The organism is Devosia sp. (assembly GCF_035944845.1).
Lineage (GTDB): Bacteria > Pseudomonadota > Alphaproteobacteria > Rhizobiales > Devosiaceae > Devosia_A.
In genome coordinates this window covers 34,365-57,493 of sequence record NZ_DASZAW010000071.1, presented here as the reverse complement: position 1 = coordinate 57,493, position 23,129 = coordinate 34,365, and the positions used below count along the sequence as shown (strand labels likewise).

Annotated in this window: 20 protein-coding genes; 10 read left to right on the top strand and 10 right to left on the bottom strand. The window is 65.6% G+C overall.

The window, feature by feature from the left end; all coding sequences use genetic code 11:
• Nucleotides 1–43 precede the first annotated feature (43 nt).
• Both VGV07_RS13935 and VGV07_RS13930 read right to left on the bottom strand, forming a co-directional pair.
• Nucleotides 44–1,357 (bottom strand): ABC transporter substrate-binding protein, encoded by a 1,314-nt coding sequence (locus VGV07_RS13935; protein ID WP_326869315.1) that lies wholly within the window; start codon nucleotides 1,355–1,357, stop codon nucleotides 44–46.
• A gap of 363 nt (nucleotides 1,358–1,720) precedes the next feature.
• A complete protein-coding gene (locus VGV07_RS13930) occupies nucleotides 1,721–2,353 on the bottom strand; it encodes a TetR/AcrR family transcriptional regulator (RefSeq protein ID WP_326869368.1) in 633 nt (210 codons plus the stop codon).
• A 112-nt stretch (nucleotides 2,354–2,465) separates the two neighbouring features.
• Here VGV07_RS13930 and VGV07_RS13925 point away from each other — a divergent pair, with 112 nt between their 5' ends.
• From VGV07_RS13925 to hrpB, 10 genes are all read left to right on the top strand, one after another.
• Nucleotides 2,466–3,656 (top strand): Tm-1-like ATP-binding domain-containing protein, encoded by a 1,191-nt coding sequence (locus tag VGV07_RS13925; RefSeq protein WP_326869314.1) that lies wholly within the window; start codon nucleotides 2,466–2,468, stop codon nucleotides 3,654–3,656.
• A 16-nt stretch (nucleotides 3,657–3,672) separates the two neighbouring features.
• A complete protein-coding gene (locus tag VGV07_RS13920) occupies nucleotides 3,673–4,515 on the top strand; it encodes a phosphoenolpyruvate hydrolase family protein (protein ID WP_326869313.1) in 843 nt (280 codons plus the stop codon).
• A 102-nt stretch (nucleotides 4,516–4,617) separates the two neighbouring features.
• Nucleotides 4,618–5,028, top strand: coding sequence for a cupin domain-containing protein (locus tag VGV07_RS13915; protein WP_326869312.1), 411 nt, complete (start codon nucleotides 4,618–4,620; stop codon nucleotides 5,026–5,028).
• Between the two features lie 79 nt (nucleotides 5,029–5,107).
• Nucleotides 5,108–6,871, top strand: coding sequence for an adenylate/guanylate cyclase domain-containing protein (locus tag VGV07_RS13910; RefSeq protein WP_326869311.1), 1,764 nt, complete (start codon nucleotides 5,108–5,110; stop codon nucleotides 6,869–6,871).
• Nucleotides 6,872–7,128: 257 nt separating this feature from the next.
• The gene (gene ppk2 / locus VGV07_RS13905) at nucleotides 7,129–8,067 is read left to right on the top strand and encodes a polyphosphate kinase 2 (RefSeq protein ID WP_326869310.1); all 939 of its coding nucleotides are present in this window, start codon (nucleotides 7,129–7,131) and stop codon (nucleotides 8,065–8,067) included.
• Between the two features lie 89 nt (nucleotides 8,068–8,156).
• The gene (locus VGV07_RS13900) at nucleotides 8,157–8,777 is read left to right on the top strand and encodes a hypothetical protein (protein WP_326869308.1); all 621 of its coding nucleotides are present in this window, start codon (nucleotides 8,157–8,159) and stop codon (nucleotides 8,775–8,777) included.
• Between the two features lie 273 nt (nucleotides 8,778–9,050).
• Complete coding sequence (locus VGV07_RS13895) at nucleotides 9,051–10,295, top strand: aminopeptidase (protein ID WP_326869307.1); 1,245 nt, start codon at nucleotides 9,051–9,053, stop codon at nucleotides 10,293–10,295.
• A 151-nt stretch (nucleotides 10,296–10,446) separates the two neighbouring features.
• The gene (locus VGV07_RS13890) at nucleotides 10,447–12,936 is read left to right on the top strand and encodes a putative bifunctional diguanylate cyclase/phosphodiesterase (protein ID WP_326869306.1); all 2,490 of its coding nucleotides are present in this window, start codon (nucleotides 10,447–10,449) and stop codon (nucleotides 12,934–12,936) included.
• A 71-nt stretch (nucleotides 12,937–13,007) separates the two neighbouring features.
• Nucleotides 13,008–13,892, top strand: coding sequence for a PAS domain-containing protein (locus VGV07_RS13885; RefSeq protein ID WP_326869305.1), 885 nt, complete (start codon nucleotides 13,008–13,010; stop codon nucleotides 13,890–13,892).
• A 76-nt stretch (nucleotides 13,893–13,968) separates the two neighbouring features.
• A complete protein-coding gene (gene hrpB, locus VGV07_RS13880) occupies nucleotides 13,969–16,413 on the top strand; it encodes an ATP-dependent helicase HrpB (protein ID WP_326869304.1) in 2,445 nt (814 codons plus the stop codon).
• 153 nt (nucleotides 16,414–16,566) lie between these two features.
• On the opposite strand, the gene recQ is transcribed toward hrpB, so the two are convergent.
• From recQ to VGV07_RS13840, 8 genes are all read right to left on the bottom strand, one after another.
• On the bottom strand, nucleotides 16,567–18,393 hold the full coding sequence (gene recQ, locus VGV07_RS13875) for a DNA helicase RecQ (RefSeq protein ID WP_326869303.1): 1,827 nt from the start codon (nucleotides 18,391–18,393) through the stop codon (nucleotides 16,567–16,569).
• Nucleotides 18,394–18,608: 215 nt separating this feature from the next.
• Entirely contained in the window at nucleotides 18,609–19,505 is an 897-nt protein-coding gene (locus VGV07_RS13870; RefSeq protein ID WP_326869302.1) for an alpha/beta hydrolase, read from the bottom strand.
• A gap of 154 nt (nucleotides 19,506–19,659) precedes the next feature.
• Nucleotides 19,660–20,094 (bottom strand): YdeI/OmpD-associated family protein, encoded by a 435-nt coding sequence (locus VGV07_RS13865; protein WP_326869301.1) that lies wholly within the window; start codon nucleotides 20,092–20,094, stop codon nucleotides 19,660–19,662.
• Nucleotides 20,091–20,588: an SRPBCC domain-containing protein gene (locus tag VGV07_RS13860; RefSeq protein ID WP_326869300.1), complete on the bottom strand. Its 498-nt coding sequence runs from the start codon at nucleotides 20,586–20,588 to the stop codon at nucleotides 20,091–20,093. The genes VGV07_RS13865 and VGV07_RS13860 overlap by 4 nt, the downstream gene beginning before the upstream one ends.
• Nucleotides 20,589–20,591: 3 nt before the next feature.
• On the bottom strand, nucleotides 20,592–21,263 hold the full coding sequence (locus VGV07_RS13855) for an SRPBCC family protein (protein ID WP_326869299.1): 672 nt from the start codon (nucleotides 21,261–21,263) through the stop codon (nucleotides 20,592–20,594).
• A 90-nt stretch (nucleotides 21,264–21,353) separates the two neighbouring features.
• A complete protein-coding gene (locus tag VGV07_RS13850; RefSeq protein ID WP_055885411.1) occupies nucleotides 21,354–21,698 on the bottom strand; it encodes an ArsR/SmtB family transcription factor in 345 nt (114 codons plus the stop codon).
• 10 nt (nucleotides 21,699–21,708) lie between these two features.
• Nucleotides 21,709–22,518: an alpha/beta hydrolase gene (locus VGV07_RS13845; RefSeq protein ID WP_326869298.1), complete on the bottom strand. Its 810-nt coding sequence runs from the start codon at nucleotides 22,516–22,518 to the stop codon at nucleotides 21,709–21,711.
• 5 nt (nucleotides 22,519–22,523) lie between these two features.
• Entirely contained in the window at nucleotides 22,524–23,072 is a 549-nt protein-coding gene (locus tag VGV07_RS13840) for an SRPBCC domain-containing protein (RefSeq protein WP_326869297.1), read from the bottom strand.
• Nucleotides 23,073–23,129 lie beyond the last annotated feature (57 nt).

Genomic DNA, 23,129 nt, shown 5'->3' with positions numbered 1-23,129 from the left:
CCCGGGGAGGAGGTTCTCCCCTCCCCGGGTCGCAGTCGTTGGGTTACTCGGCCGGGTAGCCGGCAGCCTTGAGGCTTTCGACCCAGGTCGCGGCGAGCTTGTCGAGCGCCTCCTGAGCGGTGCCATTACCGTTCACGACATAGTCGTAAAAGCCCTGCTGGCCCTCGTCGAGCAGCTCGGCGTATTCGGGAAGTGCCCAGAAATCGCGGACCTTGAACATGGTCTCGAAGAACGCCTTGTTGTACGGCGTCGCGTTCTGGAACTCGTCCGACTCGAGGATGGCCGCAGCAGCGGTATAACCGCCCAGTTCGGCCCACTTCTTCTGGGTCTCGTCCTTGACCAGCCACTCGAGGAACTTCATCGCCTCGTCTTTGTTCTGGCTGTAGGAGACCAGCGAAATCCCCTGGCCGCCCAGAGCGGCGAAGTCGTCGCCACGCGGGCCGGGGGGGTTGGCAAAGAAGCCCATATTGGCGGCCTGCGGATTGGTCGCCTCATTGAGCAGCGACGGGAAGAACGCGAAGAAGTTCATCCCCATCGCGACCTGGCCCTGCGCGATTGCCGTGTTCACTTCGGCAAAGAAGGCATTGCCCCAGCCCGGAGGGCCGTAGGTATAAAGCTTCTTGTAGTCCTCGAGGCCCTCGGCCGACTCCTTCGAGTTCAGCAGACCGGTGACCTTGTAGTTGGCGTAGTCACCGAGCGACCCGCCATAGGAAAAGATGAAGGTCTCGGCGCCCATGGTGATGGCGTCGCCGGGGACCTGCGTATAGACGGCCGCGCCGTACCGGTTTTCGGCCGGACGGTGGAAGAACTCGGCGATATCGACGAGTTGCTTGAGGTCCTTCGGCACGCCGAGATCATAGCCGTACTTGGCTTTGAAGTTCGCCATCTCGGTGGGATCTTCGAACCAGTCCTTGCGGTAGGCCCAGCCGACGGCATCGCCCTCGAGCGGCACCGACCAGTACGTACCCGATCCACCCGGATATTCCGAATAGAACTGCATGGTGGCCGGAGCCATCTTGGTGGTGAGGTTGTGAGTTTTGACGAACTCGGTGAGGTCGACGTAGTGGCCACCGGTCGAGCCGGCGCCCAGCCACTGACTGTCGCCGACCACGAGGTCATAGGCCGAACCCTGGGCGTTGAATTCGGTGAACGCCTTGGTCTGGAAATCGGGCCATGGCACCGTCTCGACGGTGACGGTGACGCCGGTCTCTGCCTGATAATCGTTGACCAGTTCCTGCAGGTAGTTGGCCGGATCCCATTCGGCCCAGAGTATTGTCAGTTCCTGCGCCAGCACAGATGTGCTGGACGCAAGCATCAGGCCCAAACCGGCCAGCATGCCCTTGGTAGCAGTGCGCATTATGGTCCTCCCTCTAGCGCTTCCGACGGCCGGCAGATGCGGCACCGACCGAAGCCCCTCCTCCGTGCCGGGGGCCTTCACAGCAGCGAACCGGCAAGAAGCTCTCCCAAGCTTCGACGACCGGCCGTTCTCTCGCGACGTGTGGGTATTGTCCCTCATCGCCGGCCCCACCTCGTCAGCCTCTCCCAAGGCCTCGCGCGGTTGCCGGCTTCGGCGCCCCTCAGCGCCCGTCGCACTTGATCCTCCTCCTGATCGACGTGCGTCAACACTACAATTTCAACGTTTTATCAGCTCCGTCAAGCTAACATGCTAGCATTTTTGCAAGTCGCCACCATCAGGAGGAAAATAGTTTCCCACGCTCGTTCAGGCCGAAGACTCCGCCACCGCCGCGCGGACTAGCGCGGTAGCCGCCCACGTCGCGACTTCGGCAGTTTCGTCGAACTCGAGCCCCCACAAGTCTTTGAGAACAATAAGAACTTCCAGACCGTAGACCAGCGAGAGCGCCTTGGCCAGGCGCTGAAACTTGGCTTCCGGCAGTTTATTCTTGAGTGGCGCTATCGCCATTTGCAAGAGCTCGACACGATGGCCGCGTTTGAATGGCGGCTCGGCGCCAAGCGTACCGGCGCGACGCTGCGCCCACTGCTCGAGCGACAGTTTCAGGGCCGCCTTGAAGGTCGCCTCGAACTCGGCGACCCGCGGCATGGTCAGCGCCAGAAGGTCGAGCACGCGGGTTTCGGGATCCTCGCTGGCGCTCTGCCAGTTGAGTATCGGGCCAAGCCCCTCGTTGACCACGGCATGCACCAAGGCAGCCTGGCTCGGGAAATAGCGATAGGCAGTGGCGCGCGACACCTCGGCAGCTTCGGCAACATCGCTCACCGACGGCGTCTGCCCTCGCTGCATCAGCGCGATGGCCGTTTCCAGCATGAGTTTGCGAGTGCGCGCCCGAGCGCCTTTGGGCTCCGAAACCTGCTGTTCGTGGGGCTGTGAGACGTCCATATCGAAATGATACGCACATCTCAAAATGCTTTGCAATGGCGGCGGAGCTCTGCCATGACAAGGCGATGAGAGCGTCGGCGGGGGTGACCCGAACGGCGTCGGGAGGGGTGCGATGAAGCGCATCTACGTGGTCGGGACGGCTGATACCAAGGGCGAGGAACTGGCCTTCCTTGCCGAGAAGATCCGTGCACTGGGCGCCGATCCGCTGGTGGTCGACGTCGGCATCCGCGCCCCGACCATTCCGCCAGAAGTCGACGCAGCCGACGTGGCCAAGTTCGGACCACCCGGACTGCTTGAGGGCACCGATCGCGGCGTTGCCGTCGCCGGCATGGCAGAGGCGTTCGCCCAATTTGTCATAACCCGTGATGATATCGCCGGAATGGTCGGCATCGGCGGCGGCGGCGGGACCTCGATCATCACATCAGGGATGCGGAAGCTGCCGATCGGGCTGCCCAAGGTGATGGTCTCCACCCTCGCCTCGGGCGATGTCGGGCCCTATGTCGGGGTCAGCGATATCATGATGATGCCGTCGGTGACCGACCTCGCCGGGCTCAACCGGATATCGCGTGTTATCCTCTCCAACGCGGCGCTCGCCGTGGTGGCGATGAGCGCCAACCCGACGATGGTGGAGCCGGCGACCAAGCTGGCGGTCGGGCTCACCATGTTCGGGGTGACGACGCCGGCGGTGACGCAGATCGTCGAACGCCTCACCGGGGCCGTCGAGCCGCTGGTCTTCCATGCCACCGGCACCGGCGGCAAGACCATGGAAATGCTGGTCGATTCCGGCCTGGTCGGGGCACTGATCGACGTCACCACCACCGAGGTATGCGACTACCTGCTCGGCGGCGTGCTGCCAGCCGGGCCGGAGCGCTTCGACTGCCTGTCGCGACGGCCGGTGCCCTATGTCGGATCGGTCGGGGCCTGCGACATGGTCAACTTCTGGGCACCCGAGACGGTGCCGTCGCACTATGCCGGCCGGCTGTTGTACTCACACAACGCCAACGTGACGCTGATGCGGACCACGGGCGACGAGTGCCGGGCGATCGGCGAATGGATCGGCGGCAAGCTCAATGCCGCATTGGGGCCGGTGCGGTTCCTGGTGCCGCTGCGCGGCGTGTCGGCGCTCGATATCGAGGGCGGCGCGTTCCGCGATGCCGAGGCCGACGCCGAACTGTTCGATGCGATCGAGCGGACGGTGCAATGGAACGGTGACCGACAGCTGATCCGGCTCGACTGCCACATCAACGACCCCAGGTTTGCCGAGGCGGCAGTCAGCGCCTTCCACGAAATCACGTCAAAATAACCTATTGGGAGACAGCATGGCTGCCATCGCGCGCGCCGAAATCCTCAGAAAATTCCACGACATGGTGGCTCGCGGCCAGCCGATCGTCGGCGGCGGAGCGGGCACCGGCATTTCGGCCAAGGCCGAGGAAGCCGGCGGCATCGACCTGATCATCATCTACAATTCCGGGCGCTACCGCATGGCCGGGCGCGGCTCGGCGGCCGGTTTGCTCGCCTACGGCAATGCCAACGAGATCGTCAAGGACATGGCGCGCGAGGTGCTGCCGGTGGTCAAGCGCACCCCGGTCCTGGCCGGGGTGAACGGCACCGATCCGTTCGTCTTGATGCCGCAGTTCCTCGCCGAACTCAAAGCCATGGGCTTTTCGGGGGTGCAGAACTTTCCGACCATCGGGCTGTTCGACGGGGTGATGCGGGTCAGCTTCGAGGAGACCGGCATGGGCTATGGCCTCGAGGTCGAGATGATCGCCGAAGCCCACAAGCTGGACCTCTTGACCACGCCCTACGTGTTCAACCCGGACGAAGCGGTGGCGATGACCAAGGCCGGGGCCGACATCATCGTTGCCCATATGGGGGTGACGACCGGTGGCGCGATCGGGGCAACGGCGGCGAAATCGCTGGAACAGTGCGTGACGGAGATCGAGGCGATCGCCGCGGCGGCGCGTGGGGTCCGCGACGACGTGATCGTCCTCTGCCATGGCGGGCCGATCGCGATGCCTGAAGATGCCAAGTTCATTCTCGACCGGGTGAAGGGCTGCCACGGGTTCTATGGCGCGAGCTCGATGGAACGGCTGCCGGTGGAAGTGGCGATCAAGGCACAGGTTGAGGGATTCAAGGGACTGAAGAGCGGCAGTCGGCAGTAGGCAGTCGGCAATCGGCAGTCGCAATGTTCCGGGCGATTGCCGAGTACCCGGTTCCTACTGCCTACTGCCGACCGACTGCCGACTGCCGATGAGGAAGAAACCATGACCGAGAACAATTTCGTCTATCCGCGCGATGTCAGCGCGTTCGGGTTCGATTGGGGGAAGCTGGCGCTGACGGTGGCGCCTGAGGTGAACGGAGCGAAGCGGTTTTCGGGCGGCGTGGTGGATCTGCCGCCCGGCCAGGGGCATAGCCGGCACAACCATCCGGGTGCCGAGGAGATCATCTTCGTGATCTCCGGCGAAGGTGAGCAGATGGTCGAGACGCCGGAAGGGGTGCCGGTGGTGCAGAAGGTCGGACCGGGCTGCACCGTGTTCGTGCCGGAGGACCGATTCCATTCGACCCTCAATACCGGCACCCAGCCGATGCAGCTGTTCGTGGTCTATTCGCCGGCCGGACCGGAGCTCGGATTGCGCGATCTCAAGGATTTTCGGCTCATCCCTAAAACAGAGTGAGCTTACGTTTCCACTTCCAAGTAACAACGCCACGCTTTACCCTGAGACAGGGCGTGGTGACTCCGCCTAGGAAGCGGAAATGGAACATGTTTTGTCGCGCCGCCTGGCGGCGGTGTTGTGTGCGGACGTAGCGGGATACAGCGCCCTGGTGGGTGCTGACGAATCCGGCACCGTTGCTGCGCTGAAGGGACACCAGACCGCCGTGCTCCAGCTGCTGCAGCGGCATGGCGGGCGGGTGGTCGACCTCGCCGGCGACGGCATCGTGGCAGAATTTTCCAGCACCGTGTCAGCGGTCGAGGCCGCCGTGGCCATGCAGGCGCTGATGGCCGAGCGCAACGCCGACGTGCCGGTGGGCAAGCGGCTGATCTTTCGCGTCGGCGTCAACCAGGGCGATGTGGTGCACGATGATTCCCATATCTATGGCGACGGCATCAACGTCGCAGCGCGGCTGCAGCAGATCGGCGAGCCGGGTGGCGTCTACGTGTCGGGCAAGGTGTTCGAGGAAGTCCGCGACCGGATGAAGACCGGGTTCCGCGACCTGGGGGAACGTGAGCTGAAGAACATCGCCCGGCCGGTGCGGGTGTTCGAGGTGGTGACCGGCGCCGGCCGAAGTACCAGGTCACCGGAGTTCGGTCCGGTGACGCCGCGGCGGCCGACGGTCGCCGTGCTGCCGTTCGACAATATGGGTGGCGACAGCGAGCAGGAATACTTCGCCGACGGGGTGGTGGAAGACATCATCACCGCGCTGAGCCGGTTCCGCGATTTCGCGGTGGTCGCCCGCAATTCGAGCTTCGTCTACAAGGGCCGCGCCGTCGATGTTCGGCAGGTGGGGCGCGAATTGGGGGTGCGCTACGTGCTCGAGGGCAGTGTACGAAAGGCCCGCGACCGGCTGCGGATCACCGCCCAGCTGGTGGATGCGACCACCGGCGCGCACCTGTGGGCCGACAAGTTCGACGGCAAGCTCGATGACGTGTTCGAGTTCCAGGACCAGATCACGCTCAAGGTCGCGTCGGTCGCCGAACCGACCATCCGCTGGGCCGAGATCGAGCGCTCGCGGCGCGAGCGGCCGGACAGCGTCGAGGCGTACGACCTGTACCTGCGCGCCCTGCCGATGCACCTGTCGCAGACACGCGACGCCAATGCCGATGCCATCGCGCTGCTGCTCAGGGCTATCGAGCTCGAACCGAACAACCCGACCTTCCTCGTCTATGCCGGTAACGCGATGCTGCATCGCGCCACCATGGGCTGGCCGGCGATCGGCGACGACGACACGGCACGCGGCATCGAGCTGGTGGAGCGGGCGCTGGCCAATGCGCGCGACGATGCGGTGGCGCTGTCGCTGAGCTCGATGATGCTGATCCATAACCTGCGCGATTACGATCGCGGGCTGTTGCTGACGCAGCGGGCAGTGGAGGCAAACCCCAACAACCTGACGGTGATGATCTTTGCCGGGATCACCCATCTCCATATCGGCAATGTCGACGATGCGATCGCCTTCAGCGAGCATGCCATCCGGCTCAGCCCGAGCCTCGATGGCGCCCACTGGCCGCTGACGGCCATCTCGCACGCGCAGATGATCAAGGGCAATTACGAGGAAGCGCTGGTCTGGGCCAAGCGTTCGGTGTCGGCCAACCCGAGTTATGTATGCACCTACTGGATGCTGGTCGCCGCCAATGCACACCTGGGACGGCTGGACGAGGCCAAGCGACATCTTGCGACGCTGAAGCGGCTGTCGCCGGGGGTTACCATCGCCCAGGTCTGGGCGGCGCAGCCGCAGAAGGATGCATCGCGGACGCAGGCGATCCTCGACGGACTGCGGCTGGCGGGCGTCGCCGAGACGTGATCGCTTCGCGTCGCTCACGATCGGACTGCACCAGTTGCTCCACCACCTCGATGTCATCCCTGCGAAAGCAGCGACCCAACCCGCCGCCTGCGCCAGCTGATGAATGGGTCCCTGCTTTCGCAGGGATGACAGCCGGTGGGTCGGCGAGACCGTAAGACCAGCCCTCCGACGTGTCGCAGCCGCCGTCATGGCATATGGTCACAATAGGTTCATATGGAACGGGCACCCCTCCCCGCGAGCTATCCATGGGTGCACCGATGAACGACGAACATGCCAAGGCTTCGGAAGCCAAGACCCCGGCCGAACTCGAGCGGATCAAGCAGGCGATCGCCGACGACTTCGACGAAGAGCTGGAAATGCAGATGGAGGACGACCGGCTCGACGAGCTGGTCGCCGAAGGCATGTCCGGCCCGGCGGAAGAGACGCTCGACCGGAAGGTGTACTTCCGCGAACTGTTCCGCCTGCAGCACGAGCTGGTGAAGCTGCAGGACTGGGTGCAGTACAAGAAGCTGAAGATGCTGGTGATCTTCGAAGGTCGCGATTCCGCCGGCAAGGGTGGCGCCATCAAGCGGGTGACGCAGCGGCTCAACCCGCGCACCTGCCGGGTCGTGGCGTTACCGGCTCCTACCAACAAAGAACAGGGCCAGTGGTACTTCCAGCGCTATGTGCCGCATCTTCCCTCTGCCGGTGAAATGGTGCTGTTCGACCGCTCCTGGTACAACCGCGCCGGTGTCGAGCGGGTGATGGGCTTCTGCAACCCCGAACAGTTGGAAGAATTCTTCCAGACCGTGCCGGACTTCGAGCGCATGCTGGTCCGCTCCGGCATCATCCTCGTCAAGTACTGGTTTTCGATCACTGACGAGGAGCAGGAATTCCGCTTCAAGATGCGCATCCACGACCCGCTGAAGCAGTGGAAGCTCAGCCCCATGGACCTCGAGAGCCGGGTGCACTGGGAAGACTATACCCGCGCCAAGGAAGAGATGTTCGACCGCACCCATACGGACGAAGCTCCGTGGTGGGTGGTGCAAGCGGTGGACAAGAAGCGGGCGCGACTGAACATGATCTCCCACCTCCTCAGCCAGGTGAACTACGAAGACGTGCCCAAGCAGGACGTGCAACTGCCCGACCGCGTGCGGCACGCCGACTACGTGCGGCATGCGGTGAAGCCGGAGCTCTATGTGCCGGAGGTGTATTAGCGCCTGCTCTACCAGGCGAGCGCGTCCTGGCGCCCGTCGAATTCGACGGGATTGACCAGAAGTTAGGACTCCGCCGTCAAGCTTGACCAATGAACTGGCGCTATGTCGATCGGCCGCTTGATCGGGTGGCACAGGGCTTTGGCCGAACCGCGACAGCGGAGCACTTTGCTGAAGACGAGCGAGGATACCTGCGGCCACGGGGGGCGTGGCGGGAATGGCTGCTGGAGAGACCCCACCTCGCCCGGGATGACGGTGGAGCATTCTCCTTTGTCGCGGCTTTCGAGCCGACGCAGGCCCACGCCGAGTACCGCATTGCCGGAGCCCTGCTCCTCTATGTGGATGATGATCTCATTGTCGAGCTCGGTTGGCGCGAGCATCTTGGCCTCGGGCCGCCCGTGAGCGGTTGGCGCTATGGCTTCCCGGCGAGCGATGTTCCCGAACAATTCGAAATCCTCTTGCAGCGGACCGAGCACAAGGGACGCGAATTCACGGTTCGCCGTATTCCCGAACGGGTAACGCGAAGAGTCGCAGATGCGGCACTGGAGGGATGGCCGGCCTGGCCGGCCCAGGGGAGTCGCACCATTTTCGGCTATGCCGGCGACCACCTGATCAACGAGCTGTGGTTTACGGTGCCGTACGCATTTCGGCGGCAAACCTGGCCAGAAAGAGCAGTTTCGTCCATTGATGGCTGGCTCATGAAGCCCAACTGATCAAAGGGCGCTCGACGCATCGAATGTCGAATCCCCGAACTCCTCGTCGACCATCCCGTGACAACCACAGGAGATGGTCATGGACTGGACGCGGATGGGCGTGGATCGGACTGGCGAGGACTCGATGGAGCGGCTGGCGGCGAAGCGGGCCTGGCTGCTCGGGGTCGGGACCAGGATCGAAAGCAGCGATGACGAGTTACGGCATCTCATCGCCTTGAAGCGGGCCGAGGTGAGGGGTATGCCTCTCGTTCCTGTTTTTGCGAAGGTTTTCCAATGGCTCAGGGCAACAACCCAATCGATCCGGTCAAACTCGACAAGCTCGCGGAAGTCGCGATCAAGGTGGGGCTCCAGCTCCAGCCCGGTCAGGACCTGGTCCTGACCGCCCCGATGGCGGCGCTGCCGCTGGTCCGCAAGATCGCCGAGCATGCTTACAAGGCTGGTGCCGGCATCGTGCAGCCGATCTTTTCGGACGAGGAGATTACCCTCAACCGCTACCGCTACGCCGCTGACGCCAGCTTCGACAAGGCGCCGGGCTGGCTGTTCGAGGGCATGGCCAAGGCATTCGACGGCAACGCGGCGCGACTCGCCATCTCCGGCGACAACCCGATGATGCTGGCGGGCGAAGATCCGGCCAAGGTGGCGCGTGCCAACCGCGCGACCTCGATGGCCTACAAGCCGGCGCTGGAAAAGATCACCGGCTTCGACATCAACTGGAACATCGTCTCCTACCCCAATGCCAGCTGGGCCAAGCTGGTGTTCCCCGACGATGCGGAAGAGGTGGCAGTCAAGAAGCTGGCTGACGCGATCTTTGCGGCGAGCCGGGTCGACGTCGAGGATCCGATCGGCGCCTGGAAGGCGCACAACGCCAAGCTCAAGGAGCGCTGGACCTGGCTCAACGGCCAGCAGTTCGCATCGCTCCATTATGTCGGGCCTGGCACCGATCTCACCATCGGGCTTGCCGACGAGCACCGCTGGAAGGGCGGCGCGTCCGAGGCCAAGAACGGCATTACCTGCAACCCGAACATTCCGACCGAAGAAGTGTTCACCACGCCGCACAGCAAGCGCGTCGAGGGTTATGTCCGTTCGACCAAGCCGCTCAGCCACAACGGCACGCTGATCGCCGATATCGAAGTGAAGTTCGAAGCCGGCCGGATCGTCGAGGCCAAGGCGTCGAAAGGCGAGGCGGTGCTGCAGAAGGTGCTCGATACCGATGAAGGCTCGCGCCGGCTGGGCGAAGTGGCGCTGGTGCCGCACTCGTCGCCGATCAGCAAAAGCGGTGTGCTGTTCTACAACACGCTGTTCGACGAAAATGCCGCCAGCCACATCGCGCTCGGTCAATGCTATGCCGATTGCTTCATCAACGGCACCAAGATGAGCCCCGATGAAATCGCCAGGCGCGGCGGCAACAAGAGCCTGATCCACATCGACTGGATGATCGGCTCGGACAAGATCGATATCGATGGCATCAAGGCCGACGGCTCGAAGGTGCCGGTGATGCGCAAGGGCGAGTGGGCCTGATCGAGAGGACGCCGGACCCCCGCGTTCAGCGAACCTTAACCAAAGGCGCAGTTGTCATCACGGCGGCGAAGTTTCGCCGCCGTTCAATGCGTTGCGATTAATGTTTTGGCGCGTTTCGGCTGCTTAGCATCCTCGTGAGGTTGAGGATCGCATGCGCAACACAGGCACCGTGTCGAGGGGCACACCGCCGGCCGAGGCTGCGGCAGAGACGCTGCGCCAGATCGGCAACGCCACCGGCATTTCGGTGTGGACCTGGCACGCCTTGACCGACCGGGTCTACCATTCGGCCACCATCCGCGGCGAAGCACTCGACGAGGGCGTACCGCTTGCGACGACGCTCGCCAACCTCGATGCCTCGGATCGGGCGCGGGTGCGGCGGCGGATGCAGGCAGCGGTGCGCAGCGGCAAAGCCGGTGTCTTCCGGTTCCGCAGCCTGCCGGTCGGTGGGGCGGCCCGTGAATACAGCGCCGCACACTTTCCGCTCGGGCCCAATGAAGTGCAGGTGATCGTGCAGGACGTCACGCGCACGACACTGGCCGAGCGGGCGCTGCGCGAAAGCGAGGATCATTACCGCACTGCCGTCGACCTCAACCCCGAGGTGATGTGGCTGGCCGACCCCCAAGGCAACATCATCGAGTTCGGGCCGCGCTGGCTGGAGATGGTCGAGCTCAACGCCGAGCAGACGCTCGGCCAGGGCTGGGCCAGCGTGGTGCACCCCGATGACCTCGGGCCCACCTTGGCCGAGTGGACGCGGTCGCTCGAGAGCGGCGAGCCGCTCGATATCACCTATCGGATCCGGCTCAGGAGCGGCGACTACCGCTGGATGCGGGCGCGGGCGGCGGCGCGGCGCGACCAATCGGGGGCGATCGTGCGCTGGTACGGCACGCTCGAGGATATCCATGACCGACGGGTGGCGGAGGCGGCGCTGCGCGAAAGCGAGGAATTCGCCCGTTCGATCCTCGAAGCGAGCACCATGGCGATCGAGGTGCTGGATGGCGACGGCCGGCTGATCTTCATGAACGGGCCCGGAATCCGGATCATGGAGGTCGACGACTTCGAGGCGATCCGGGGGCTGCCGTTCGAGCAGTTCTGGCCACAAGACCAGCGCGCGGTGATCCGCGGGGCGATCGCGGCGGCGCAGCAGGGCCAGACGGTGCGCCACACGTTGTTTGGGCCGACGGCCAAGGGCAAGGCCCGCTGGTGGGATATCAGCGTATCGCCGATCCTCGGCGCCAACGGCGATGTCGCGCGGCTCTTGGCGCTGTCGCGCGATGTGACCGAAGCCAAGCAGAACGAGGCCGAGGTGGTGGCCGGGGCGAAGCGGCTCGAATACCTGGCGCGGCACGACACCCTGACGGGGCTGCCCAACCGGATGCATTTCCAGGAAGGGATGGATGCGGCGCTGGTGGGGCTGGGCGGCACGTCGCTGGCAGTGCTGTCGATCGACCTCGACGACTTCAAGCTGGTCAATGATACGCTGGGGCACCTCGCCGGCGACCTGCTGCTGCGCGAAGTCGGGGGACGGCTGAACCGCTGTGCCGCGAAACGCGACCTGGTGGCTCGGCTCGGCGGTGACGAGTTTGCGCTGCTGATGCCGGTTGATCGCCCGGAAGATGCAGCAGTGACGGCACAGGCAATCCTTGCCGCGCTGGCCATTCCGTTTGAGATCGAGGGCGAAACGGTGAGTATCGGCGCCAGCATCGGCATTGCCATCGCGCCGCGCGACGGGCTCAGCACCGAGAGCCTCCTGCAATACGCCGACGTGGCGCTCTATCGGGTGAAGAGCGACAAGGGCCGCGATTTTCGTTTTTTCGAGCCGGCCATGGACCAGGCGCTGCGCGAACGGCGCGAAATGAAACGCGACCTGTCGCTGGCGCTGGGTCGAGGCGAACTGTCGGTGGTGTACCAGCCGCAGATCGACATCGGCAGCAGTAGGCTGGTCGGCTTCGAAGCGCTGCTGCGCTGGGATTGCGCGGCGCACGGATCGGTGTCGCCGATGATGTTCATTCCGCTCGCCGAAGAGAGCGGGCTGATCGACGCGATCGGTGCGTTCGTCCTGCGCCAAGCCTGTGCCGAAGCAGCGCATTGGCCTGAAACGCTATCACTGGCGGTGAACCTGTCGCCGGCGCAGTTTCGCAACCGCGCCGTGGTCCGCACGGTGGCCGATGCGCTGGAGCAGACCGGCTTCAAACCGGCGCGACTGGAACTGGAGATTACCGAGTCGGTGCTGTTCGACGAAAGCGCCGAGGCGCTGGCCTCGCTCGAGGAACTGCACCGGATGGGGATCCGGGTGGCGCTCGATGATTTCGGTACTGGCTATTCGTCGCTGAGCTACCTGCGGCGCTTCGCTTTCGACAAGATCAAGATCGACCGCTCGTTCGTCGCCGACCTGCCGGGGGCCGAGGACTCGGCGGCGATCGTGCGCGCCATCATCGGGCTTGGGCGGTCGCTGAAGACCCGGGTGACGGCCGAGGGCGTCGAAAGCTGGGAACAGTTGCTGATGCTGAGGGCGGAGGGCTGCAACGAAGCGCAGGGCTATCTGTTCAGCCGGCCATTGCCACAAGCCGAGGCCAGGAAGCTGGCCGAGAGCGGCTTGCCGACGAAGCCCGCGACGGCCCAGCGGCGGCAAAGGCGGGCCTGATACACACCAATACTTAACGGGCGCTCGGCTAGCGTTCGCCAAACACCCCTTTCTGCCCGGTCATACACCCAATGTTCGACAAGCAGTTGATCGCCACGCCATCGGAATCGCTCGCCGAGGTGGAACCGACCCCTGCCCTGACCGATGCCGAGCGCGCCCTGCAACTTTACGAAGCGCATGAGGGTTACGCCCAGTGGAAGGTGATCTTCCCCGGTACGGTGGTGATGTCGGAGCGGGTGGCCGCGATGTACGGACTTGCCGCCGAAGGCCCTGTGCCGCTGCAGGAAATGGTGAAGCTCTACCTCGCAGAAGATCGCGGCAAGCTGCTGGCGCTGATTGCGCAGGCCCTGCAGGATCGGCGCGGCTTCCGCTGCCGGCTGCGGGTCGAGCGGCGTGACGGCGGGCTCAGGATGATCGAGTCGATCGCCGACCTCAGGGTCCGCGATGGGCGGGTGATCGAACTGTTCGGCATGAGCCGCGACGTGACAGCGGAGATGGAGCGCGAGCTGCAGGTGCAGGGCCGGCTGAAACTGGTGCAGGACCTGGTCGGCGACATGCCGGCGCCGATTGCGGTGCTGGACGACAAGCTGCGGGTGCTGGACTGCTCGCTCTACTGGCTGAAGGCGCACCGGTTCGTCGAGCGGCGCGAGGTGATCGGCAAGACCATCGCGCAGCTGTTCCCCGAGACGCCGGCGGAGCAGATCGCCGAATATGAGGCGGCGCTGCGGGGCCAGACGGTCAAGACGCGACGAACCTTTGCCAGCCCGACGAGTGGTGCAGCGACGCAGTTCGCGGCGGTGCTGACGCCATGGTACGTTGCCGAGCGCAAGGTCGGGGGCGTCACGCTGGTGGTCGGCTGGTCGGAAATCGCCACCACCAAGCGGTCGGCGCCGGTCGCTGCGCCAGTCGAGGATTTCGACGGCTCGCTGCTCGATATGCTGAAGAACGTCAGCTGAGTTAAGATCGATGGGCCGGCGTGCGCCGCCCTCGCGCCGACTTGCATAGCGGCCCCAATTCACCGATTGATGCGGCATGAACCTGCCGCCGCTCCCGATCGATGAGGCCCTGCCCCGGCTGATGGCCGCACTGTCGGCCGGACCCTATGCTGTGCTGGTGGCGCCGCCGGGCGCCGGCAAGACGACGCGGGTGCCCCTGGCGCTGCTCGAGGCGCCTTGGCGAGGCGACGGCAAGATCGTCATGCTGGAGCCGCGGCGGCTGGCGGCTCGGGCCGCGGCGCGTCGGATGGCGCAATCACTCGACGACGAAGTTGGCGGGGTCGTCGGCTACCGGGTGCGGCTTGACGCCAAGGTATCGAAGCGCACACGCATCGAAGTGGTGACCGAAGGCGTATTCACCCGGATGATCCTCGACGATCCGGAGCTCAGCGGCATCGCCGCGGTGCTGTTCGACGAGTTCCATGAGCGCAGCCTCGATGCCGACCTGGGCCTGGCGCTGGCGCTCGATGCGGCAGCGCTGCGCGATGACCTCAGGGTGCTGGTGATGTCGGCGACGATCGACGGCGCACGGGTAGCGCAACTGCTCGACGGGGCGCCGGTGGTGGTCTCCGAAGGGCGGGCCTTTCCGGTGGAGACGATCTGGCGCGACCGCGACCCGTTGCAGAGGCTGGAGGACCAGGTGACGAGCGTGGTGCTCGAAGCATTGCGGGCGCAGCCGGGCTCGGCGCTGGTGTTCCTGCCCGGGCAGGCGGAGATCGGGCGGGTCGCGGAGCGGCTGACGGGGCGCGTCCCCGCCGATGTCGATATCGCGCCGCTCTACGGGCAACTGACGCCGGAGGAGCAGGACCGTGCGGTGCAGCCGGCCCGCGCCGGCCGGCGCAAGGTGGTGCTGGCCACCTCGATCGCCGAGACCTCGCTGACCATCGAGGGGGTGCGCATCGTCGTCGACAGCGGACTTCGCCGCGCGCCGGCCTATGAACCGGCCACCGGGCTGTCGGTGCTCGAAACACGAAAAGTCTCGCGCGCCTCCGCCGACCAGCGGCGCGGGCGCGCCGGCCGCGTCGAGCCGGGCGTCTGTTACCGGCTGTGGGGCGAAGGCCAGCAGGCGGCGCTGCAGGCATTCGATGCACCGGAGATACTGGAAGCCGATCTCTCGGGACTGGCACTCGACCTCGCCGGCTGGGGCGTGAGCGACCCGAACCAGCTCCGGTTTCTCGACCCGCCGCCGGGACCAGCCTGGAACGAAGCGGTCGGACTGCTCAAGGGGCTCGAAGCGCTCGACGACAGCGGGCGGATCACCAGCGAAGGCAAGGCGCTGGCGCGCTTGCCGCTGCACCCACGCCTGGGGCACATGATCCATCGCGCGGCTGACGAGGACGACGCGCTGACCGCGGCGCAGCTGGCTGTGCTGCTTGGCGAGCGCGGGCTCGGCGGCGACGGCACCGACCTGATGCACCGGCTCGAGCGGTTCGGACGCGAGCGCGGCAAGCGCGCCGACGAGGCACATGGGCTGGCGCGGCGCTGGGCCGGGATGGTCGGCAATACCGGCGCGGGCGGCGAGGTCGGACGGCACCTGGCGCGAGCCTATCCCGACCGGGTGGCGCAGCAAGCCGGGGCACGCGGCCGCTTCCGGCTGGCCAATGGGCGGCAGGCGAGCCTCGAGGACACCGATGCGCTGGCGAGTGCACCCTACCTGGTGGTGGCCGACATTACCGGCGCGGCGGCGAGCGGGCGGATCCGGGCGGCGGCGGCGATCGAGCGGGCAACGATCGAAGAGCTGTTCGCCACGGAGATCGTCGACGAAGTGGCGATGGCGTTCGACCGTGGGGCGCGCAGCGTGCGGGCGCGACGGCTGCGGCGACTGGGAGCATTGCGGCTGGACGAGGCGCCAGTTGCAATTGCCGACCCGCAGAAGGCGGCCGAGGCGCTGGCCGAGGGCATAGCCGGGCTCGGGGTCGGCGTCCTGCCCTGGACCAAGGAACAAAAGGCGTTGCGGGAGCGGGCGGGCTATCTGCGCGCAACATTGGGCGAGGATTGGCCGGACCTGTCAGATGCGGGGCTGGCGGCCGACATGGGCTGGCTGGTGCCTGTCATCGTCGGCAAGACGGCGCTGAGCGAGGTCGGCGCCGACGATCTCGGCGCGGCGCTAGAGTGGATGCTGCCCTGGGCGCGGCGCCAGGAAATCGAACGGCTGCTGCCCAGTCATTTCGATGCGCCGTCGGGATCGCACCTGCCGATCGACTATGGCGCCGAGAACGGCCCGGCGCTCGAGGTGCGGGTGCAGGAGCTGTTCGGGCTCGACCGGCATCCGAGTGTCGCCGGCGGCAAGGTACCATTGCTGCTGGTGCTGCTCAGTCCGGCGCATCGGCCGATCCAGACGACGCGCGACCTGCCCGGCTTCTGGCGCGGCAGCTGGAAGGATGTCGCCAAGGACCTGAAGGGCCGCTACCCGCGGCATTACTGGCCGGAGAACCCGCTGGAGGCGGCAGCGACGGCGCGAGCGAAGCCGCGGGGGACGTGAGGGGAACGACTGATAGAGACGGCCCCCTCCCGGCCTCCCCCATGAAGGGGGAGGTGCAGAGTCGGGGCCCGAGCTTCGATCGTGCCAATTACTCAAGGCGGCACCTCCCCCTTTATGGGGGAGGATGGGAGGGGGCCGTCTCCATCAGTCTGCCTAAGCCGGCCCCGCCGCCCGCAGCACCGCCAGGAACTCCGCGCCGTAGCGCTTTAGCTTTGACTCCCCGATGCCGTTGATCGTGCCGAGTTCGGCCATGGTCTGCGGACGTTCCAGCGCCATGGCGCGCAAGGTCGTGTCGTGGAACACGACGTAAGGCGGCACGCCCTGGGATTTGGCGAGACTGGCGCGTTCCGAACGCAGCGCCTCGAACAGCGATTGCGCGGCCGGCGGCAACTGCACGGCGTTCTGCAGGGCGCGGCGGGTTTCCGTGGCGCGGCGTGGGCGATCCCGGCGCAGGGTGATCTTGCGTTCGCCGCGGAACACTTCGCGCGAGCCTTCGCCGAGGTGCAGCGCGCCGAAGGAATGGTCGACGGTGATCAGCCCCATGGCGGTCAACTGGCGGATCACCGATTGCCAGGAGCGCTGGTCGAGATCCTTGCCCTGCCCGAACACCGGCTGATCCTGGTGGCTGAACTGGGTGACCTTGTCGGTGACCTTGCCGAGCAGCACGTCGACGATGTGCCCGGCGCCGAAGCGTTGGCCGGTGCGGTAGACGCAGGCCAGCGCCTTGATGGCGGCGTCCGACCCATCCCAGGTTTCCACCGGCGACACGCAGGTATCGCAATTGTTGCAGTTGCCGGGATGCGGCTCGCCGAAATGCGCGAGGATCGCCTTGCGGCGGCATTCCGGGGTTTCGCAGACGGCCAGCAGCGCGGTGAGTTTCAGCCGTTCGACCCGCTTCACCTCGTCAGGGGCGTTGCCCTCGTCGATCATGCGGCGGCGCTGGGCCACGTCGGCCATGCCGTAGCACATCCAGGCTTCGGCCGGCAGGCCGTCGCGGCCGGCGCGGCCGGTCTCCTGGTAATAGGCCTCGATCGAGGATGGCAGGTCCATATGGGCGACGTAGCGCACGTCGGGCTTGTCGATGCCCATGCCGAAGGCGACGGTGGCGACGAGGCAGAGCGACTCTTCCTTGAGGAAGGCATCCTGGTTGGCCGCCCGATCCCTGGCGTTCATCCCGGCATGATAGGGCAGCGCGCGGATGCCCTGCTTGTTCAGCCATTCGGCGGTCGAGTCGACCTTGGCGCGGCTCAGGCAATAGACGATGCCGGAATTGCCGGTGTGGCGCGCAAGGAAGCTCTTGAGCTGCGCCCGGGCATTGTCGCGCTCGACGATCGAGTAGCTGATATTGGGGCGATCGAAACTGGTGGTGAAGATGCGCGCATCGGTGAGACCAAGCCGCTCGACAATATCGTCGCGGGTGGTCGGGTCGGCTGTCGCGGTGAGCGCAATGCGCGGTACGCCTGGGTAGTCGGCGGCGATCGAGGCGAGTTCGCGATACTCGGGGCGAAAATCGTGGCCCCACTGGCTGACGCAATGCGCCTCGTCGATGGCGATGAGCGAGATGTCGACGCCCTGCATCATCGACTTGAAGCCAGGCAGCACCAGCCGTTCGGGAGCGACGTAGAGCAGGTCGAGCTTACCGGATTTGAGATCGCGGAACGTGCGGGAGGACTCTTCGGACGAGACCGAGGAGTTGAGCGTCGCAGCGTTGACGCCGGCCTGCTTCAGCGCCTCGACCTGGTCGCGCATCAGCGCGATGAGCGGCGAGACGACGATGCCGACCCCCTGGCGCGCCAGCGCCGGAACCTGGAAGCACATCGACTTGCCGGCGCCGGTCGGGAACAGCACCACCGCGTCGCCGCCAGCGGTAACATGGCGGACAACATCCTCCTGCTGGCCGCGAAAACTCTGGTGCCCGAAGACGGTGCGCAGGATTTCAGCGGGGTCGCGAGGCGGGGTGTCGAAGAGCGACTCAAGCATGGCGGCATAGAGCCAAGCGCCGGGGTGGTGGGTCAAGGGTTTGTTGGTGGAGGGTGCCCCACCCCACCCAGCTTCGCTAGGCGGCTTAGCCGCCAAGCTGCGCTGCCCTCCCCATCAAGGGGAGGGAGAAGATGAGCCGAGAGCTTACAGTCAGGTCTCCCTCCCCCTTGTGGGGAGGGATCAAGGGTGGGGGTGGCCCCACCCTCCGGCGATCCCTACTTCTGATCGATGAACGCCAGCGCCGTCTCGACCAGCTTGGGTGAGGTCATCATGGTGTAGTGGGTGATGCCGGGGAGGATGGCGAGGCGGTTCTGGTTCATGCCGGAGCCGTCCCACAATGCATCCTGCAGGCCGCCGCCGAGCAGTTCGAAGAACTTCGCCGAGTGGCTGGTGCGGACGGCGTCCCAATCGCCATAGACCAGTTGGGTCGGAACCTTGAGGTTCGGCACGTCGGCGGAGAAGTCATAGTCCTTGCCCATATACTGCATCTGGTCGAGCAGCTTGGGGAAGTTCACCTCCGGGTCGGGGTTCACAGCAGCAAAGCCCTGATAGAGCGGCGAGGGCTTCATCATCTCGAACTGGCTGGAATTGAGACCGCGCATACCCTGCTGGTTGTAGTCGTGCCAGCCGGAGAAGGCGAAGGGGGCCGAGGCGATGACCAGCTTGTCGACCAGTTCGGGGTGAGCGAGCGCCAGACGGAGGCCGATGGTGCCACCCATCGAATAGCCGACGACATCGACCTTCTCGAGCCCCAGCGACTTGATGACTTCGGCGACGTCGGCGGCCATGTTGTCGAACGTCATCGGCCGGTCGAGCGGCCCGGTATGGCCGTGCCCCTGGGCTTCGACGGCGATCACCTGATGGGTGGCGGCGAGGCCGGAGAGCACCGGGCCGAAGTTGTCGATGGTCATCAGGCCGCCATGCAGCAGGACGAGCGGGGCGCCCTCGCCATAGGTGGCGTAGTAGACTTTGCCGCCGGTGACGGGGACGTAGCCGGATGTGGTTGCGGTGAGCATGGGAGCAGTTCCTTGTTGAGCGATTGCATTGAGGACCGGCATGGCGGAAGCAAAGCCGGTGAGAATGGCGAGGGCAAGGACGGTACGACGTAGCATTGGAGGTCTCCTTGGGTTGGGTATGGCTCCGCCGGGCCCGCGAGATGGCGGGTTGGCGAAGGTTGATTGGATCGTGTGCTTGGCGCCCCTCACCCGGCCCGGCGGTGCCGGGCCACCCTCTCCCCAGCGGGGCGAGGGGAAGAGAGGCCGGTGACTAACTGGTTAGCACTTCGATGGCCTTCTGGACGCGGCGCAACCTCGTCTCCGGGGCCTTGGCGCCTTCGATGGCGGTGACCTGCGCCTTCTTGAGGCTGGGGGCGAGTTTGTTCCAGGCGGCCAAAGCAACAGGATCGGCGTCCAGCGCGGCCTGCAGGTCGCCGGGCGCTTCGACGACGCGGGGCTGATCGTCGAGGGTGAGTTCGACCTCGTGCGTCTCGTTACCCTTGACCCCGGTGATGCCGCGGATCTCGGCGCTGACGCCGACCAGCAGGTATTCCCCCATGGTGGCCACTTTGCTGCGCCAGGTGTGGCCGGCGAGGGTGACGACGACCAGCGGGTTCTTGCCGCCATTCAGCGCGTCGCGCACCGCCGGCGGCACGATGATGCCGGTATTGTTGCCGGAGAGGAGGATGGCGGTGGTGAACTTCATCTCGATGCTCCAGTCGCAAGGTGGGCGGCGAGCTTGTCGAAGCTCTCCAGCACACCCTCGCGGAAGCCGCGGCGGACGATGGCGTCCTTGTTGGCGGCGGTGTCGAAATAGGCATCCAGCGTCAGCCGGGTGCGACCGTTACCGAGGTCGGTGAGGGTGATGACCCGCAGAAAGCTCGGCGGCGGATTGCTGCCGAAGGCTTCCGCCTCCAGCTGGCGGTTGCGATAGACGATGCGCTCGGGCGGGCTCACCTCGATGAACTCGCTGTCGGCGGGGTAGTCCCTGCCGTCGGGGCCGCGCATCACGTGGTACCAGCGGCCACCGGGGCGAAGGTCGAGCTCCACCACCGGGTTGGTGAAGCCCTTAGGACCCCACCACTGGCTGAGGTGGTACGGGTCGGCGAACATCATCCAGACCAGGTCGCGCGGGGCATCGAACTCGCGTTCGATCTCGAGCCGACGGTCGCTGGGGATGCTGGTGGGGTCGGGGAGCATGGTTCAGGCTTCTTGAGCGAGTTCGGCGAGGAGCTGGTCCATGACGGCGAAGCCATGGCGCATGCCCTTCTCCATCCCGGAGGCGACCATTCCGTCGCGATCCTCGATACTGTCGTAGTTCGAGACTGACTTGTAGTGCGTGACGGCGCCGTCTTCTTCGAAGGTGTGGGTCTCGACCAGGGTCTTGCCGAAGAACATGTTCTCCATGCCGAAGGTCCAGACGAACTTCTCGGGTTCGCTCACCTCGCGGTACTCGCCCACGAAGATGTAGACATTGCCATCGGCCGCGTGGGACTCGATGCGCCACTTGCCGCCGGGGCGGACGTCGAGGGCGGTGATGACGTTCTTCTGTCCCTCCGTGCCCCACCAGCGTGCAACATGCTCACGCTGGGTCATGACCTTCCAGACCAGGGCGCGCGGGGCAGCAAAATCACGGGTGGCGATGACGATGGGTTCGTTCGCCGGGGCGTCGATCTTCAGGTTGTCGAGTGCCATCTTCAGCTCCTTGAGTTTCGTCAGGTAGGCGTCGAGGCGATCGAGGCTTTCGGCCCAATACCGCCAGTAAAGTACGAACCAGTGTTCCGTTCCGGCAGCCTGCCCCAGCTTGGGGTGCAAGGCTTCGCCGTCGCGCTGCCGGCGGTAATCCGAGAGCGCTATGACCTTGGGTCGCTGCATCTGGTTTCAGGCCCCAGGGCCCCGGGAAAGTCCCTAGTTGGTCGCGCGATCGAACCGCAAAAGTCTGCAACTTTTGCTGATCACGCTCCCCTAGTTCCGGGAGCCGCCGGGGTCTCCCTTCTGCAGTTCGGCCAGGTAGTCGCCGAGGCGATCGAGGCTCTCATCCCAGAAGCGGCGGTAGTTCTCGACCCAGTCCGCGACCTCGGCCATCGGGGCGGCCTCGAGCCGGCAGGGACGCCACTGGGCCTCCTTGCCGCGGGAGATCAGCCCGGCCTTTTCCAGCACCTTGAGGTGCTTGGAGACGGCCGCCATCGACATGTCGTAGGGCTCGGCCAGTTCGCTGACCGTCGCCTCGCCCAGCGCCAGGCGGGCCAGGATGCCGCGACGGGTGGGGTCGGCGAGGGCAGATAGCGTGGTGGACAGATGGTCGGTCATTTCTCGGTCCTCAGGCGGCGAAGCGAACGGCGTCGGCGCCGGTGAAGAAGTCGATCAGTACGGGGGCGACGAGCTCGGCTGCCGCGTCGTGGCTCTGGCCGGGCAGCGAGGCGAAGCGTGCACCGGGAATGGTCTCACGGGCGAGGCGTACCGGCTCCTTCAACTGCTTGAAGGTCTTGTCGCCGCTCATGACGATGGTGGGGACGCGGATCGAGCGGGCGGCAGCCGTCGGAAAGCCGTAGCCTTCCATCACCGCGGTGTCGTGCGGCAGGCTCGGAGCGTTGTGCAGCATGGCCTTCCAGTGCGGGTTGAGACGCATCAACGGCATCATGATCGAGGGCATGCCGATCATCTTGACCATGAAGTACTTGGCGAGATCGGCGCGCCGGTCTTCGGCGACGAGGCGCTCGACTTCGGCCTGATAGCCCCTCGGCATCGGCTTGCCGCCCGGCACATCGGTGAAGGGCATCTCGAAGAGGGCCAGCCGATCGACGGGCAGGCCGCGGGCGGCGGCGAACAGCGCCAGCGCGCCGCCGGACGAGGTGCCGTAAAGGCTGGCGGAGCCGCCGGCGATGTCGATCAGCGCGGCGAGATCCTCGTATTCGCGGTCGGGCGAATAATCGGTCGACAGGTCGCTGTCGCCGCGGCTGCGCCGATCGTAGTTGTAGACGGTGAAATGCGGGGCGAGCAGCGGGGCGAGCTTGGGCATCGGGCCCATGTTGCGGCCGCACCAGGCGCCATCGATAAGGATAACGGCCGGGCCGGAACCGCGCACGTCGTAGACGATTCTGGTGCCGTCGCGAGAGGTGAAGGTGTGCATGACGCTTACTCCTGGCTGAACGCCGCGGTGGCGCTGAGAGTGAAAAGGTAGAGATCGAGCTTGTCGCTGCCCTCGCTGACCGTGGCGGCGAAGCCCCGGCTGATGGCCTGGTCGCGGGCAGCGAGCGAGGTGAAGCGCACGGTGATATGGACGCTGGTAAGCCCGCCCTGCTCGGTGAGGGTCATTTCGGTGACCATCTCGGCCGGCGGCAACTCGTCGCCGAAGCGATAGCCCTCCGGCGCATCGCGCCAGACCAGCCGTTCTACCGCGGAGATTTCGAGATAGGCGCTGGTATAGCCATACTCGTTACCGGAGGCGAAACGCATGACCTGGTGCCAGGCGCCGCCGACCCTGAGGTCGACTTCGCTCACCGGATTGGTGGCGCCCTTGGGTCCCCAGAAATGCACCAGGTGGCGAGGCTCGGTGTAGCAGCGCCAGACCAGGGCGCGCGGCGCCTCGAAGCTGCGGGCGATGAGAATAACGGGATCGTTGGCCGGCGTGGTGACGGCGGAGGTGCGCGTCGGCGCGCTGGCGGTGAGTTCGATGCAGTCCATTTCTCAACCCTTCAGTTGATAACTTATTGGTTGAATACATCTCCCAACGAGGGTTGT